This window comes from Metasolibacillus sp., assembly GCF_025291715.1.
GTDB classification, from domain to species: domain Bacteria; phylum Bacillota; class Bacilli; order Bacillales_A; family Planococcaceae; genus Metasolibacillus; species Metasolibacillus louembei.
The window spans coordinates 233,727-248,547 of sequence record NZ_JAMBIZ010000002.1 but is presented as its reverse complement, the minus strand read 5'-3'; the positions used below and the strand labels follow the sequence as shown (position 1 = coordinate 248,547).

Annotated in this window: 18 protein-coding genes, 1 pseudogene and 1 other annotated feature; of the genes and pseudogenes, 17 read left to right on the top strand and 2 right to left on the bottom strand. The window is 39.1% G+C overall.

All coding sequences use genetic code 11. The features are described 5' to 3' along the window. Window positions 1-513: helix-turn-helix domain-containing protein (locus tag M3Z76_RS02900; protein WP_295655763.1), on the bottom strand; the 513-nt coding region annotated here is incomplete at its 3' end. Window positions 514-827: 314 nt separating this feature from the next. On the opposite strand from M3Z76_RS02900, the pseudogene M3Z76_RS02895 reads away from it, so the two are divergent. The 16 genes and pseudogenes from M3Z76_RS02895 to M3Z76_RS02820 form a co-directional block, all read left to right on the top strand. Further along, window positions 828-980: pseudogene (locus M3Z76_RS02895) on the top strand (JAB domain-containing protein); the annotation flags it as partial. Window positions 981-1,298: 318 nt separating this feature from the next. After that, window positions 1,299-2,318: a rod shape-determining protein gene (locus M3Z76_RS02890; protein WP_293920776.1), complete on the top strand. Its 1,020-nt coding sequence runs from the start codon at window positions 1,299-1,301 to the stop codon at window positions 2,316-2,318. Between the two features lie 12 nt (window positions 2,319-2,330). Further along, window positions 2,331-3,239, top strand: coding sequence for a rod shape-determining protein MreC (mreC, locus tag M3Z76_RS02885; RefSeq protein WP_293920775.1), 909 nt, complete (start codon window positions 2,331-2,333; stop codon window positions 3,237-3,239). Next, window positions 3,240-3,767 (top strand): rod shape-determining protein MreD, encoded by a 528-nt coding sequence (gene mreD / locus M3Z76_RS02880; protein ID WP_293920773.1) that lies wholly within the window; start codon window positions 3,240-3,242, stop codon window positions 3,765-3,767. A gap of 52 nt (window positions 3,768-3,819) precedes the next feature. After that, window positions 3,820-4,488 (top strand): septum site-determining protein MinC, encoded by a 669-nt coding sequence (locus M3Z76_RS02875; RefSeq protein WP_293920772.1) that lies wholly within the window; start codon window positions 3,820-3,822, stop codon window positions 4,486-4,488. A 1-nt stretch (window position 4,489) separates the two neighbouring features. Further along, window positions 4,490-5,287: a septum site-determining protein MinD gene (gene minD / locus M3Z76_RS02870; protein ID WP_293920771.1), complete on the top strand. Its 798-nt coding sequence runs from the start codon at window positions 4,490-4,492 to the stop codon at window positions 5,285-5,287. Between the two features lie 175 nt (window positions 5,288-5,462). Beyond that, window positions 5,463-5,999 (top strand): hypothetical protein, encoded by a 537-nt coding sequence (locus M3Z76_RS02865; protein WP_293920769.1) that lies wholly within the window; start codon window positions 5,463-5,465, stop codon window positions 5,997-5,999. Window position 6,000: 1 nt separating this feature from the next. Then, window positions 6,001-6,609: a site-2 protease family protein gene (locus tag M3Z76_RS02860; protein WP_293920768.1), complete on the top strand. Its 609-nt coding sequence runs from the start codon at window positions 6,001-6,003 to the stop codon at window positions 6,607-6,609. A gap of 40 nt (window positions 6,610-6,649) precedes the next feature. Next, window positions 6,650-6,738: a sequence feature (ribosomal protein L21 leader region), on the top strand. Window positions 6,739-6,753: 15 nt separating this feature from the next. Then, window positions 6,754-7,062, top strand: a complete 309-nt coding sequence (rplU, locus tag M3Z76_RS02855; protein WP_293920766.1) for a 50S ribosomal protein L21 — start codon at window positions 6,754-6,756, stop codon at window positions 7,060-7,062. A gap of 16 nt (window positions 7,063-7,078) precedes the next feature. Beyond that, window positions 7,079-7,417, top strand: coding sequence for a ribosomal-processing cysteine protease Prp (locus M3Z76_RS02850; protein ID WP_293920765.1), 339 nt, complete (start codon window positions 7,079-7,081; stop codon window positions 7,415-7,417). A 13-nt stretch (window positions 7,418-7,430) separates the two neighbouring features. Next, window positions 7,431-7,730, top strand: a complete 300-nt coding sequence (gene rpmA / locus M3Z76_RS02845; protein WP_293920764.1) for a 50S ribosomal protein L27 — start codon at window positions 7,431-7,433, stop codon at window positions 7,728-7,730. A gap of 176 nt (window positions 7,731-7,906) precedes the next feature. After that, entirely contained in the window at window positions 7,907-8,434 is a 528-nt protein-coding gene (locus M3Z76_RS02840) for a Spo0B domain-containing protein (protein WP_293920763.1), read from the top strand. A gap of 5 nt (window positions 8,435-8,439) precedes the next feature. Further along, window positions 8,440-9,729, top strand: a complete 1,290-nt coding sequence (obgE, locus tag M3Z76_RS02835) for a GTPase ObgE (protein ID WP_293920762.1) — start codon at window positions 8,440-8,442, stop codon at window positions 9,727-9,729. 18 nt (window positions 9,730-9,747) lie between these two features. Further along, window positions 9,748-10,203, top strand: a complete 456-nt coding sequence (locus M3Z76_RS02830; RefSeq protein ID WP_293920760.1) for an ACT domain-containing protein — start codon at window positions 9,748-9,750, stop codon at window positions 10,201-10,203. A gap of 86 nt (window positions 10,204-10,289) precedes the next feature. Beyond that, window positions 10,290-11,159, top strand: a complete 870-nt coding sequence (gene pheA / locus M3Z76_RS02825; RefSeq protein WP_293920759.1) for a prephenate dehydratase — start codon at window positions 10,290-10,292, stop codon at window positions 11,157-11,159. Window positions 11,160-11,169: 10 nt separating this feature from the next. Further along, window positions 11,170-11,553, top strand: a complete 384-nt coding sequence (locus tag M3Z76_RS02820; RefSeq protein WP_293920758.1) for a thiol-disulfide oxidoreductase DCC family protein — start codon at window positions 11,170-11,172, stop codon at window positions 11,551-11,553. A 57-nt stretch (window positions 11,554-11,610) separates the two neighbouring features. Here the strand turns inward: M3Z76_RS02820 and M3Z76_RS02815 are convergent, their stop codons facing one another. Then, complete coding sequence (locus tag M3Z76_RS02815) at window positions 11,611-12,771, bottom strand: GGDEF domain-containing protein (protein ID WP_293920757.1); 1,161 nt, start codon at window positions 12,769-12,771, stop codon at window positions 11,611-11,613. Window positions 12,772-12,869: 98 nt separating this feature from the next. On the opposite strand from M3Z76_RS02815, the gene M3Z76_RS02810 reads away from it, so the two are divergent. Then, window positions 12,870-14,801 (top strand): GTP-binding protein, encoded by a 1,932-nt coding sequence (locus M3Z76_RS02810; RefSeq protein WP_483310137.1) that lies wholly within the window; start codon window positions 12,870-12,872, stop codon window positions 14,799-14,801. Window positions 14,802-14,821: the final 20 nt, after the last annotated feature.

The window sequence follows — 14,821 nt, the reverse complement described above, 5'->3', positions numbered from 1 at the left end:
TGTAGTAAAAGGACGATCTAACCACACAGTGAATTTATGTCGAGAGTGCGCTAACACAAAGGCAACGAAGTATAATTTCACTTCTTTACCACCTGATGTTTTTTGAATAGTTTGTCCCCAATCTACTTGTAATTGCTTCCCTGGTGGCAGCTCAATGACCGCTTCGTATTCACGGGGTTCATCTACCTTATCAATTTGATAAATTTCGCGAATTTCATTTACATAACGTCTAACTGTACTTTCCCCAACATCAATTTCAGGGTATTTCTCTTGTAGCCAATCTAAAACTTGTGCCCCTGTTAAGCTTGGAAACTCAAGTAACCAACCTACAATCCAATCTTTGTATTCATCCAGCTTCTTCTTACGGCCAGTCTGACTAAACTCATTTACTGCATCTTCAAATGACATATCTAAATATTTATACACGGTATTACGTGATATTCTTAGTCGCTTTGCAATTTGCACAATCCTTAATCCACGATCACGCAATTGATGAATTTCGATATGTAACACAAGCTTCTCCTCCATTAGTACAGCCTCCTATTAAACTGATATTTCCAGTTTACAGGAAACTATTGAATTGGTGAAAAAGTGTTCAATTGAAATGAGCAAAAACTGTTAATTTTATTTTAGCGGTTACAACAGACTAAGTTTTAAATTCAGTTTTCATCACTTATTCCGTTAAATGGCCCGTTTGTTGAATAACATAACAGCTATTTTAATTTTAAATGACTTTATACGATTTTATTATGGTTTAAACAACTTTATTATTTTTATATAAAATGTTAGGTAGTATCAAACATGTCAATTTTGAACATGTCCTTTTCCACCCCTCAGGAAGTGCAGCGCCGAGTCCAGAGGATATAGAAGTGACGCTTCGCTTACAAGAGGCTGGGGTCATTATTGGGATTGAACTTTTAGATCATGTAATCATTGGCAATCATCAATATATCAGCATGAAAGAACAAGGTTTAATGTAAATAAAAACTAGCGTGAGGAAATTTCGTTTGATAAACGAACCTTTCTCGCGCTTTTTCGTCATTATTTTGCAATGAAACTGTAAAAATAGTGGGTGATTTTTCATTTGTTTCCCGCTGTGAGAACGAATACAATAGAAAAGTGGGTAAAAGAAAAGATATTTATCAGGTTTTGCACGATATCACACTATAATTTTTAACATTTATCCGCTATAATTAAGCGTATCGTTTAGATAAGCTACATGCTGTAAATAATATGGTGACATAGCAGCTTCGTTAAAAAAATAAAAACACGCTTTACGAGGAAAGGAAGTACAGAAATTGTTTGGAATTGGAAATAAGGATGTCGGGATTGACCTAGGCACAGCAAATACACTTGTTTTTGTTAAAGGAAAAGGAATCGTTTTACGTGAGCCTTCAGTAGTGGCGAAAAATGTCAAAACAGGGGACATCGTGGCGGTAGGTAATGATGCGAAAAATATGATTGGACGTACACCAGGCTCTATCGTAGCGATTCGTCCAATGAAAGATGGCGTTATCGCAGATTTTGATATTACAACAGCAATGATTCAATATTATTTAAAGGAAGCATTAAAAAACTCAGGTTCAAATTGGAAAAAACCAAATGTAATGATTTGTGTGCCATATGGCATTACATCAGTTGAACAACGCGCAGTAATTGATGCATCGCGTCAAGCAGGAGCAAAGGATGCCTTTACGATTGAAGAGCCATTTGCAGCAGCAATCGGTGCGAATTTACCTGTTTGGGATCCAACAGGTTCAATGGTTGTTGATATCGGTGGTGGTACAACGGAGGTAGCCGTTATTTCACTTGGCGGTATTGTAACAAGCGAATCTGTTCGTATCGGCGGCGATGCGATGGACCAAGCAATCATTGGCTATATTCGCAAAACATATAATTTAACGATTGGTGAACGTACAGCTGAAGCAATTAAAATGGAAATTGGTAGTGCACGTGCAGAGGGCAATACAGCATCTATGGACATTAGAGGACGCGATCTTGTAACAGGCTTACCTAAAACAATTGAAATTACTGCACAGGAAATTTCAGAGTCTTTACGTGAAGCGGTATCGGCAATTATTGATGGTGTGAAGCGCACGTTAGAGCAAACGCCACCTGAATTATCAGCAGACGTAATGGAACGCGGAATCGTGTTAACAGGCGGTGGTGCTTTATTGCAGAACTTGGATAAAGTGATTAGCGCTGAAACAAATATGCCAGTATTTATTGCTGAAGATCCGTTAGATTGTGTGGCAATTGGGACAGGTAAGGCGTTAGATAATATCGACTTAATTCGTGCACAGCAATTAAAAGGATAAGGTGAGGAAACAATGCCACATTTTTCAAATAAAAAAATTATCGTGTTGTTAGTTAGCACAGTTTTTCTAGTGGCATTGATTGGCTTCTCGTTAAGCAATCGTCATAATGCAACATTACCTCAACAAATTATTAAGGATACTGTTGGCTTTGCGCAATCACTTGTTGCAAAGCCAACAAATTACATAACGGGTATTTATGGTAATATCGAAGCTTTGTTAAATACGTATGACGAAAATAAACGTTTAAAAAGCCGATTGGAGGATTTTGTTGTTTTGCAATCGGAAGTGGATGGATTAAAGTCAGAAAATAAAAAGCTTCGAGAGCTAATTGACAAGGAAGAAAGCTTGCGAGATTATCAGCCGATTCATGCAACTGTAATTGCACGAAACCCTGATCAATGGGAAGAAAAAATTATTTTAAATAAAGGCCAAGTGCATGGGATTGAAAAAAATATGGCAGTTATGACAGCGCAAGGGTTAATTGGTAAGATTATTGCTGTGACGCCATTTACATCTGAAGTGGAACTACTTTACACAAATAATGCGAATTATCGTGTATCCGCACTTGTGCAAGGCGAAAAAGAAGATATTTCTGGTGTAATTGAAGGATATGATGAAGAGCGTAACGAATTAATTTTAAAGCGCATCAATTCTAGCACAGAAATAAAAGCTGGCGAGCAAGTCGTATCATCAGGTCTAGGTGGAATTTTCCCGAAAGGTATTTTAATTGGGGAAGTGACAGAAGTAACGACGGAAGATTTCGGCTTAACGAAAATGGCTTATGTTAAACCAGCAGCAGAATTTTCAATGCTTGAAAATGTGATTATTGCGAAACGTGAAGCAACCGCAATTGATGGCTCAGATGGTCAAGGCACGAATGCTGATTTAACCAATTTGCCTGAGGAAGAGGGAGAGGAATAGATGTTTATTCGTTTACTCATTCCAACAGTTGCAGTATTATTATTTTTATCAGAGTCGATGTTTGCGAAGTTTTCACCAATTATGCTTGGTGAACAACTCGTTTTTTTGGTGCCGCGCTTTTTAATTTTATATTTAATTTTCATTGCGATTTATTATAATCGTAAACGGGCGGTATTGTATGGTCTCGCTTTTGGCATATTGTATGATGTGTTTTACATTGATATTATTGGATTATACTCATTTTTATACCCATTACTATGCTTTCTGGCGGGGTGGAGTGTGAAGTATGTTCATCAGCACTTAGTCATTACAACTGTATTGGCAGTAATGCTCGTTGCAGCGATGGAAGTCGTGCTGTACGAATTTTTCTTTTTAATAGATTTCACCCCAATGACATTCCAAACGTTTCTTCATAGTCGATTAATCCCGACAATTGTAGCCAACCTATTATTTTTAGCAATACTTGGTTGGGCATTTAAATATGTAATTAATCAACGAGTGTTACAACGTGCGCGCAATGGGGCTTAATGTAATGATGTAATTATGGAATTGATAACGGAGTGTGAGGTGGCATATTATCATGAAAAAACAACTCGTCCATATTAAAGGAACGAAGGATGGTTTAATACTTCGGCTTGATGATCAATGTGCCTATGCAGAGCTTTTAGAGGAACTAGCAGACAAAGCTTCTGAAGGTGGAATTGAAGGGAAGCTAGATGTGCAACTGCATTTAGGTACCCGTTACTGCACAAGTACACAAAAAAAAGAGCTGATTCAAATTGTGCAACAACAAGGAAATTTGATTGTATCTAAAGTACAGAGTGATGTACTAACAATTGAAGAGAGCAATCAAAAAATGCTACAAAAAAAGTGCGATACATATGTTGGCATTGTACGCTCAGGCCAAGTGCTACGAGCGACGGGCGATATTATCGTGCTTGGTGATGTCAATCCGAACGGGCGTATTGAAGCTGGTGGCAATATTTATGTCCTCGGAAGGCTAAAAGGTATTGCACATGCAGGAATAGAGGGCAATGAAAAGGCTGTTATTACGGCTTCTCATTTTGAACCAACACATGTGCTCATTGCAGATCGTGTAGAAGTAATGTCAAATGAAAAGCAAGCAGTCAAAGATAATGCCGAACAGCTATGTGCATATATTAATGAAAGTGGTACAATTTCTTATGATCGTATACAAAAGGTAAAGGAAATCCGTCCATCTTTTACAACATTTAAAGGGGGAAGCTAATGTGGGAGAAGCAATAGTAATCACTTCGGGAAAAGGCGGCGTAGGGAAAACGACATCGAGCGCTAACCTCGGCACTGCATTGGCTCTTCAAGGAAAAAAAGTATGCTTAGTAGATACAGATATTGGTTTGCGTAATTTAGATGTTGTGTTAGGTTTAGAAAATCGTATTATTTACGATTTAGTTGATGTCATAGAAGGTCGCTGTAAAGTGCATCAGGCACTTGTAAAGGACAAGCGAGTCGATGATAAACTTTTTTTATTGCCCGCAGCTCAAACAACAGATAAAAACGCTGTGACCCCTGAGCAAATGAAGAGCTTAATTAGTGAATTAAAAAGTGATTTTGATTATGTATTAATTGATTGTCCAGCAGGTATTGAGCAAGGCTATCGCAATGCGGTAGCTGGAGCAGACCGTGCCATCGTTGTGACAACACCAGAAATTTCAGCTGTGCGCGATGCAGACCGCATTATCGGTTTGTTAGAGCAAGAGGAAATAGAGGCACCGAAGTTAATTATTAACCGTGTGCGCCATCATTTAATGGCATCAGGCGATACGATGGATATTACAGAGGTGACAACGCATTTATCTATTGATTTATTAGGTATTATTATTGATAGTGAGGATGTTATTAGCTCGTCTAATAAAGGGGAGCCAATCGTTATGGATCCAAATAATAAAGCATCTTTAGGCTATCGCAATATTGCGCGCCGTATTTTAGGTGAATCTGTACCATTAATGTCGATTGAACCAGAGGCAAAAGGCATGTTTGCGAAGTTTAAATCGTTGTTTACAAAATAACATGTGAAAGTCTGTCTAAAAGCGTGCTTTTGGATAGGCTTTTTATTTGTCATGTGAAAGTTATAATCTAACTAATACATAAGCTTACAAGCCATAAAATCCAATCAGTAATTTCCTACTAGGTGTAATTGATGAGTGTCACAGCATATACTATTAAAAACGATAGGATGGTGGCATGAAAAGATGGCAGTGGGGGATTGCCTTGTTATGCTGCGCGGTTGTGTGGGGAACGACGCAATTGCCTGAAACGAAAACGACGAAAGTGATTAAGCGGATTGTTTATAGCCAAGACGATTTAACATTTATGCGCAATACTTTGCGCAATATTACCGTGTTTGAAGGGAAAAAGGTTGAAGTTGCTGATTACCCAGAGCGCAGGGAAATGCTGGCCTATACATCGATTCAGCCAAGCGGTAAAGGCTATTTAATGACATATGATGAGGCAGTAAATCTTTTTGCATTGCAAAATGGTATTGTTGTTTTTACAGGCCACACGAAAGAAACAGGACAAACTGTTTCTATTTTTTACGATGATAACACGACGGTCACATATGGTTTTATTGATAGTTTCTCCTTGTTACCATATACGGCAATTGGCGTTAATGAAATTGTTGCAACAAAGCAAGCTGGCGACTTATATATTCGCATAGAGAAAGATAACCAGGTGCTTGATTTAGAACAAACATTAACTTGGTTAAATGAGCAGATGTAGCATGTTGCGAATGACGATCCACCCTTTATTGCTGTTCGTGTTGTTGATGATGGTGTTAACTGGTAATATTGCGCTATATAGCATTATTTTAAGCTCATTAATTATTCATGAAATTGGACATTTACTCGCTGCAAAAATGATGGATGTACCTGTGAAAAGCTGTGTCATTATGCCTTATGGTGGAGAAATTAAGCTACAGCAGGAAGGAACGTATTGGCAGCGGCTTATTATTGCAGTTGGCGGGCCTTTAGCAACTTTGCTTGGTATGGCCAGCAGTATTTTGCTGCCACCACTTTTAGCGGAGCCTTTTTTTCAAGTGCAATTTTACTTATTATGTTTAAATCTATTGCCGTTTTTACCGCTTGATGGTGGAAAGATTATTTGTTATACGCTGCTAACATTTTTTCCAAAAGCAAAAATTTATGAATGGTTTTTAGCGCTTTCATTATGTGCCTTCACCATTGTTGTATTCGTTACATTATGGCTGCTACCACAGTCGCTTCCTGTACTCGTTGTGAGCTTGTTACTTTGGGGCAATATCATAGGAGAATGGAAGTATCGAAAATATCATATTGCCTATGAGAAATTTGTCTTGAATAGGTTGACGTAAGTTTTTTCTTATGGTAGTATTTTAATGTTATTGTTTGTAGCACCCGCTACAACCGCACTGGCAAGGTGCCTAAGATTAGCATGAAGTTTGCTAACACCTTGATAGTAACAGGCGAGTCTTAGTCTAAAGAGGAGGTGCATTTTAATGTACGCAATTATCGAAACTGGTGGTAAACAAATCAAAGTTGAAGCAGGTCAAGAAATCTATGTTGAAAAACTAGGTGTAGCTGCTGACGAAATCGTAACATTTGACAAAGTTTTATTCGTAGGTGGAGAAACAGTTAAAGTTGGTGCTCCAACTGTTGCTGGTGCAACTGTTACAGCGAAAGTTGTAAAAGAAGGCCGCGCTAAAAAAATTACTGTTTTCAAAATGAAAGCGAAGAAAAACTACCGTCGTAAACAAGGTCATCGTCAACCATACACGAAATTAGTTGTTGAAGCAATCAACGCTTAATTTTAGGGGGAGCCGAATGATTACGGTAACTATTTATAGCGATGAAAATCGTAAATCGTATGGATTTGAAATCTCTGGTCATGCCCTTTCAGATGTTTATGGACGTGATTTAGTATGTGCTGGTGCATCTGCTATCGCCTTTGGTGCTGTCAATGCTATTCCGCAACTTACAGGAATCACACCAGAAATAGAGCAAGGAGAACAGGGAGGCTACTTAAAAGTAACAATCCCAAATGACTTAGAGCCTGAAACAGACGATAAGCTTCAAGTGATTCTGAATACTATGGTGACACAGTTTTATACGATGACAGCAAGTTATTCAGACTTTATTGAATTGAAATATAAAATGGTCTAGGAGGTGCATCGCAATGAACTTATTATTATCATTAGACTTACAATTTTTCGCATCTAAAAAAGGTGTAGGTTCTACAAAAAACGGACGTGACTCTGAGTCAAAACGCCTTGGCGCTAAACGTGCTGATGGTCAATTCGTAACTGGTGGTTCAATTCTTTACCGTCAACGCGGTACAAAAATTTACCCAGGTACAAACGTAGGCCGTGGTGGAGATGATACTTTATTCGCTAAAGTTGACGGCGTTGTGAAATTCGAACGCTTAGGTCGCGACAAGAAACAAGTATCTGTATACCCAGTAGCTCAAGAAGCATAAGGGTTACAAAATAGGGCTGACGCGTAAAGCTTTAACTTACGCGTCAGCCTTTTTTCTGTCAATGGATGATTGAAATTTTCTTAAGTATTGAAAAGCTCAAATTTTTCTACGCTGTTTTAGGGAAAAAAGCTGCAAAACTTGCTATACTAATAACGATACTGATTGGAGTGTAGTACATGACAACAAAGCCATTAACGATTAATGACGTATTGCGTTTTGCGAATCATGATTTTTTGAATCAACTGAATTTGATTCAAATGTATTTAGATTTACAGCGAATTGAAGAAGCGAAGCAAATCATTCAAAATATTGCAGAAGATAGTAAAATGCTATCAAATATGAATAAATTGCAGCTACCACGAACTTCAGAATGGATTCAAACGTTTGCTTGGCGCTTTCCAGCAATTGAATTAAAGCTTGATAGCGATGTAAAACAAGTTGTTAATCACCCACAGCTTGATGAAGCGCTAGCACGATACTTGGAAAATACAGTTATCCATATTTATGATGGGCTTGATGCATATGCTGAGCATCAGCTTCACATTGTAACAACATCAGATGCGACACAATTCCAGTTGAGTTTTCATTTAACTGGGCATTGGTCAAAGGCATCACTCATAAGCGAAATAGAACATATGTGCATTGATATAATAGAAGTGACCGAAAACTCGTTACACTATGTATTAAGCGCAGGACTGGAGTGAAAACAATGTTTGTCGATCACGTGAAAATTTATGTAAAAGGTGGAGATGGCGGAGATGGTATGGTTGCCTTCCGTCGTGAAAAATATGTACCAAATGGCGGTCCAGCTGGTGGAGATGGCGGTCATGGTGGAAATGTCGTATTCCAAGTTGATGAAGGCTTGCGTACATTAATGGACTTCCGCTATAAGCGCCATTTCAAGGCAGAGCGTGGGGAGCATGGCATGAGTAAAGGGATGCATGGTCGTAAAGCATCTGATTTAGTCATTAAGGTGCCACCAGGTACGGTTGTCATTAATGCGGAAACGAAGGCTGTAATTGCCGATTTAGTTGAAGAAGGACAAACAGCGGTTATTGCGAAAGCTGGTCGTGGTGGACGAGGTAATTGCCGTTTTGCAACACCTGCAAACCCTGCACCAGAGCTTGCGGAAAAAGGCGAGCCAGGGCAAGAGCTAGATGTAATTTTGGAATTAAAAGTATTAGCCGACGTTGGGCTAGTAGGCTTCCCATCAGTTGGGAAATCAACATTGCTTTCTGTCGTTTCAGCAGCGAAGCCAAAAATCGGTGCCTATCATTTTACGACAATCGTACCGAATTTAGGTATGGTTGAAACAGACGATGGTCGTTCATTTGCGATGGCCGATTTACCAGGCTTGATTGAAGGTGCGCATCAAGGTGTTGGTCTAGGGATGCAATTTTTACGCCATATTGAGCGCACAAGAGTTATCGTTCATGTCATTGATATGAGTGGCATGGAAGGTCGTGATCCATATGAGGATTATGTGACAATTAATGAAGAGCTACAGCAATACGATTTACGCTTAACAGAGCGTCCACAAATTGTTGTAGCAAATAAAATGGACATGCCTGATGCGGAGGAAAACTTACAAGCATTCCTTGAAAAAGTGGGTGACAGTGTAAAAGTATTCCCTGTTTCTGCGGTATCACGTCAAGGCTTGAAAGCCGTGCTATTTGAAGTGGCAGACTTACTAGAAGTGACACCACAATTTGAGTTGCATGATATTACAGAAGAAGAATCTGACGCAACAGTGCTTTACAAATATGAAAAACAAGGTGAAGATTTCGACATTACACGCGATGATGATGGCGCATTTGTGCTATCAGGCTATTCGATTGAGCGTCTGTTTAAAATGACAGACTTTAGTCGTGAGGATGGTATTCGACGCTTTGCTCGTCAATTGCGTGCGATGGGCGTCGATGATGCGTTGCGTAAACGCGGTGCGGAAAATGGCGATACAGTTCGCTTAATGGAATTTGAATTTGACTTTGTAGATTAATGCTCGGGGGTAGGAAAGATGAAAAACATAGCAAATCAGCGCTATTATTTAGTGCGTGAGGATGTTTTGACAGATGCGATGCAAAAAACATTAGAGGCAAAAGAATTATTACAAACGGGTGCTGTCGCCTCGATTTGGGATGCGGTCAAAGAAGTGGATTTATCACGTAGCGCATTTTATAAATATCGCGATGCTGTTTTTCCTTTCCATTCTATCGTACAAGAGCGCATATTGACATTGTTTTTGCAGCTACAGGACCGCAAAGGCTCCTTAGCTAAATTACTTGAAACGATTTCAGAGGCACACTGCAATGTATTAACGATACATCAAACGATACCGATTCAAGGGCGTGCAAACGTTACGTTGTCGCTAGATGTGACGAATATGGCGGTTGATTTAAATGAATTAGTTCAGCTATTAAAGCGCCTTGAATTTATCGAATCAGCGGAAGTCATTAGCTCAGGTGCGTTATAAAGAAAGGCTGTCATACGATATGTATGGCAGTATTTCTTTAAATACTGAAAACTGAAAATTTTGAAATAAAGAGAGGGAAATATTAAATGTCAACACAAAATTGGGAAAAGCGTATCGCTTATTTAGGACCGGAAGCATCATTTACATATTTAGCGACAAAGGGCTTATTCCCAAACGATTGGCTCATGCCACAAGCTTCGATTCCTGAATGTATTGAAGCTGTGGCAGAGGGGAAAGTGGAGCTTGCGGTTGTTCCTTTAGAAAATGCTTTAGAAGGCTCTGTGCCGTTAACAATTGATTACTTATTCCATGAGGCAGACTTATATGTAGTAGGGGAAGTAACATCGAAAATCCAGCAGCATTTAATGGTGCATCCAAAACAAGTGAAAAATTGGCAAAGCATTGAAGCGGTATACTCCCATCCACATGCGCTAGCACAATGTCATAAATATTTATTTTATCGCTTTAGCGGTGTGCCGTTGCACCAATATTCATCCACAGCTGCTGCCGCAAAGCTTATTGCAGATTCACCAGAGCAATGCATCGCGGCGATTGCCAATAGCGCGGCTGCGGAAAAATATGGCTTAACAATCGTAGAGAAAAACATTCACGATTTTCATTTCAACCATACACGCTTCTTCGTTTTATCAAAAGAAAATATTCGCTTGCCTAAAATGGATAATGAAGTAGCAAAAACAACATTTATGGTGACATTGCCATCAGATGTATCCGGTGCACTTCATCAAGTGCTATCGGTATTTGCATGGCGCAAGCTGAATTTGAGTAAAATTGAATCACGCCCATTAAAAACAGGCTTAGGGGATTATTTCTTTATTGTTGATGTATTAGCGGATGAGGAAGAACCGATGATGAAAGGTGCGGTAGAGGAGCTGCATGCGCTCGGCTGTACCGTCAAATCTCTCGGTACATACTATAGTTACACAACACCAGAATGAGGTGAGGACAATGGCAATTGTATTATTTGATGGACAATGTCATTTTTGTGATGCAAGCGTTCAATTTATTATTAAGCGAGACCCGCAAGTCTATTTTCAATTTGCATCATTGCAGAGTGATGTAGGAAAAGAGCTATTAGCACGCTATCATGTACCGCCAACAGATAGTATCGTACTAGTCGAAAATGAAAGCTATTATGTACAATCAACAGCCGCCTTAAAAATTGCGCGGCGACTGCAAGGTGGCTGGCGCTTTGCTTATCTATTTATCGTTGTACCTGCTAGTATTCGCAATATTGCATATAATATCATTGCAAAAAATCGCTATAAATGGTTTGGGAAAAAAGAGGTATGTGAATTGCCATCAGCGGATGTGCGTCAACGTTTTTTATAGAGGAAAGGTTAGAGAGCTTTCTACAAAATCATGTTAAGTAAATGCTTAATTTTGGCGTTAAAAGCTCATAGCATAAACTTGATTACGTCCATTTTCCTTAGCACGATATAAAGCTTTATCTGCATTTTTATAGAGCCCATCTAGAGATATAGTTGTGATAACCTCCGTTGTAGCAACGCCTAAGCTTAGTGTGCATGCTGTCGAAATATATTCAAATGGGTGATGTAAAACAGCCATGCGCAAAGCTTCTGCTAGCTGCTTCGCATTGTCACGATTGCAATTAGGCACTAAAATAACAAATTCATCTCCACCATAGCGACCAAAAATGGCGTCTTTTGGCAGTGTATTGGTAATTAACTGCGAAATTTCCCTTAATATATAATCCCCAATATCATGCCCATATGTATCATTAATTCCTTTAAAGCGATCAATATCGAAAATAATAAAGGATAATTGTTTTTCTCTCTTTAATTCTGTAGCAATTAACGCATTTGCACGTTGAATAAAGGCACGTCTATTATAAATATTCGTTAATTCATCCAGCATCGCCATTCGTGTTAGCTCAATATCGGTTTGTTCTTTTGCAAGTAAAATAAAGCCAATGCTGCCAACTAACATCTCAATAAAACGTGTTAAAAAAGCAAGCGTTTGGTATCTGTTTTCTGCAAAAAGTGTGACATCTGTTGAGATAAATAAGGCATTGTATGCACGAAACATAAGTGATAGAGCGATAGCACTATATAAAATCAGCATAATATATTGTAAAATGGATGTTTTCCGATTTTGGTAAAAGGAGTAAACTGGAAATATAATAAGTGTGAAAATCGTAATAGATATAACAGCAATGCGCACATTTTCAAAATTATAAAACAAAATAGCTGAATAAAAGCTAAACAAACCTATTAATGTTACAATAAATACAGTTCTTTTGACAGTTGTTGTTAAGCATTTAAGCAGCATTAATAGTGCAATACATTCTATCATTGTTCCAATAAGCAACGAGGTATTGCTTAAAAAAACAGAGAGGGTAAATGGTAGGATGTCACGTAATAATAGCATAGTGAATGCGATAACTTGTAGGAGTTTTCCTAAAACAAAAGTCCAAACAGTGCGATTATTATATTGATAACTATATGCAGAAATGAGTATAATGGTACAAATATTTCCAATAACTAGCAATGAAATGACTGTTTTCATATCAAACAGCAAAAGTGACATACAAATGGACTCCTAACTGAAGTATCAAATAAATTGTTACTATTATACACAAAATGATGACTAAAGTCGATTGGGAATCTAATGGAAAAGGTGAAATGATGTTTAAAACAATTGGGATTTTAGCACATGTAGATGCGGGAAAAACAACTTTTTCTGAGCAGCTACTTTACCATATGGACAGCATTAAAGAAAAAGGGCGTGTTGATAATCAAGATGCACATTTAGATTATCATGCATTGGAAAGGGCACGTGGCATTACAATTTTTGCAGAGCAAGGACGCTTTCAATATGAAGGAGATACATATACATTAATTGACACACCAGGCCATGTCGATTTTTCACCTGAAATGGAGCGCGCAATCCGTGTGATGGACTATGCCATTGTGATTGTTAGTGCTGTAGAGGGCATTCAAGGGCATACGGAAACGGTTTGGCAATTGCTGCAAAAATACAATGTGCCAACTTTTTTATTTATTAATAAAACCGATCGGGAGGGCGCAAATCCGCAGGAGGTGCTTGCGGCGATGCGGCAGGAGCTATCTGAGGAAATTTTATGGATAGAAGAGGATTATCATGAGGAGGCTGTAAAAGAATGGTTAGCAGAGCGTGATGAACAACTGCTCGACCTCTTTCTAGCTGGTGAATTGGATGAGGCAATGGTAAAGCAGCAACTTCAACAGCAAATTGCAGCACGCCAGCTTTTCGTCTGCATGACAGGCTCTGCATTAAAGGATGAAGGCGTGTACCCATTTTTCGAGCAGCTTGCAAAATTAACTATGACAAGCTTTGATACAATAGCACCATTTCAAGCAGAGGTATTTAAAATTCGGCATGATGCTAGCGGACAGCGACTAACGTTTATGAAGGCATTGCAGGGGCGTTTACAAGTGCGAGATGCCTTTACATTTGATAAAACGACAGAAAAAGTAACAGAAATTCGACAGTATAATGGTGCGAAATTTGAAACGGTCACTTCGGTTGAGGCAGGCGAGGTTTTTGCTGTCAAGGGCTTGAGCCAAGCAGCTATTGGCCAGGTTTTAGGTGGTACAGAGGATGCGGTCGGCTTTGAATTAGTGCCGACATTACAAGCAAAGGTCGTTTATCATGGCGCTTTACATATGAAGGAAGTGTGGCAGCAATTTCGCTTATTAAACGAGGAGGAGCCATCATTACGTGCCATTTGGCAGGAGCAATTACAGGAAATACATGTACATGTTATGGGGGTCATTCAGCTAGAGGTGCTTGTAGAGGTTGCCAAAGAACGCTTCAACTTAGCCATCACGTTTGCTGATCCGCAAATTATTTATAAAGAAACAATTGCTTCAACGGTGACAGGCTATGGACATTTCGAGCCGTTGAAGCATTATGCAGAGGTACATTTATTGATGGAGCCCATCGCACGGGGAAGTGGGATTCAATTCGTGAATGCTTGTCATGCTGATCATCTATCAATTGGCAATATGCGCTTAGTGGAGCAGCATTTATTTGAAAGAGAGCACCATGGGTTATTAACAGGCTCTGCCTTAACGGATATGAAATTTACGCTACTGACAGGGCGAGGGCATGTAGAATATACGTCAGGTGGTGATTTCCGAGAAGCGACCTTCCGTGCATTACGCCAAGGGTTGGAGCAGGCAGAAAATATTTTATTAGAGCCTTATTATGATGTTAAAATGAAGGCAGCAAGTGATTTTATTGGGCGCATGATGTTTGATGTACAGCAGGCACATGGTACATTTGAGCCACCTGTGATGACAGAAACGACTGCAATGCTAGTTGGAAAAGTGCCCGTCGCAACATTTATGAACTACAGCGCAATTTTTGCAGCCTATACGAATGGTAAAGGTGCATTGAGCTTGCAGTTTGCAGGCTATGATGTATGCCATAACACTGAGGAAATTATCGCACAGAAAAACTATGATAAAAACGCAGACCCGCTTTATACGTCATCAAGTATTTTTTGTAAAAAGGGCAAGGGAGAAGTAATTCCTTGGGATGAAGCAGAGCAGGCAATGCATTGTTTGAAATGAAACAAGCTAGAAAGCGACTG